We start from the raw sequence: 1,391 nt of genomic DNA, 5'->3' as shown, positions 1-1,391 counted from the left end.
GCCGCGGCCTACTTCGCCGCCGGCAGCCTCCCAAAATGACGCTCCTATGCCTGTCAAGCGGCAGCGGGAATCGCCGTCTCATGTTCGAGTAGGCGCCAGATGCGTCGGGCGAGGTAGCGCTTGATGCATCGCTGGGCTTCGCGCTGGGTCTTTCCGTCGCTGAGGCGGCGATCGACGTACTCGCGGGTTGCTGAATGGCACGAGAGTCGGGTGATCATCACCTGGTGAAGTGCTCGGTTGAGGTGCCGGTCGCCGCCGCGATTGAGCCGGAAGCGGGTGACCTGTCCACTGCTGGCCGGCAATGGGCTGGTTCCGGCGAGGGCGGCGAACGCCGCTTCCGAACGGATCCGTCCGGGGTGAGACCAACTAACCCAGAGCTGTGCCGCCACAATGGGGCCGATGCCGGGCTCGGCGAGGAGCTGCGGAACGGCAGTGGCCGTGAGCGTCTTGAGGTCGGTCTCCACGGTCTTCGCGTCCTCGGTGAGTGCTCGAGCGCGGCGGGCGAGTCGGCGGAGTGACTGCACGCGCACGCGCGTCTCGATGTCGTCGGAGGCGCGTGAGCGGAGTGCGGAGCAGGCGGCGATCAGGCCGGCGATGCTGCGGTCGTGCAGGCGCCGACGCAGGTCCTCCGGTGCGGTCAGCACGAGGTCCCGCATCTGGTTGAGGACCGCGGTGCGGTGGCGAACCAGCCGGTCGCGCTCGACCAGCAGGAGTCGCGCGGCCTCCCGGTCCCCGTCGGTGCGGGGCTGCCGGACGAAGTCAGCCGCCAGCGCCGATCGGGCGGCCAGCAGCGCGTCGATGGGATCGCTCTTACCGGCACGCCGGGCTCGCCGCGTCGGCCGATCCACCTCGGTGATCTGCGCGCCAACTGCCCTGAGCGCTCGGCAGAGACCGGCTCCGTGGCTGCGGGTTCCTTCGATCGCCCAGAGCACTCGGCTGCCGGGTGCCTGCTCGGCCGCCCAGGCAAGCAGGCGGGCGTAGCCGGCCGCGTCCGCGCTGATGACCAGCACAGCGAGCTGACGGCCGACCGTGTCCACGAGCGCGGCGGTGTGGGTGTCGCGATGGGTGTCGACGCCGATGACCGCGTCCAGTTCTTCTCCGGGCATGCTGCTTCTCTCGTCGATGGAATGAACAGCTCGACCCGGAAGACAGCACCGAAGGGGCAAATCTGTAGTGAGGCACGCCAGTCGGCGGCCAGGCTCCTAATCAAGCCACACGATGCTCGGGCCGGTGCCGGTGAACCGAGGGCACGCCATTTTGAAGGCACGCCGGAACCGGCGGCCAGATATACCGTGAGCCACTCGCGATCACCGGCACCGACCCTGGCAGTCCTCACCGGGCCGCCGCCACCGAGGCTTACAGAGCTACCCGCTGGTCCGCGACCTGGCCGC

1 protein-coding gene is annotated in these 1,391 nt (G+C 69.4%); it reads right to left on the bottom strand.

What is annotated here, in order from left to right; all coding sequences use genetic code 11:
* Positions 1-53 precede the first annotated feature (53 nt).
* A complete protein-coding gene (locus CHB98_RS20880) occupies positions 54-1,106 on the bottom strand; it encodes an IS110 family RNA-guided transposase (protein ID WP_089307532.1) in 1,053 nt (350 codons plus the stop codon).
* Positions 1,107-1,391 lie beyond the last annotated feature (285 nt).

Source organism: Geodermatophilus pulveris (assembly GCF_900188375.1).
In the GTDB taxonomy this organism is placed as follows: Bacteria; Actinomycetota; Actinomycetes; order Mycobacteriales; family Geodermatophilaceae; genus Geodermatophilus; species Geodermatophilus pulveris.
Note: the sequence above shows the minus strand (reverse complement) of the source record. Positions and strands in the feature narration are given on the sequence as shown.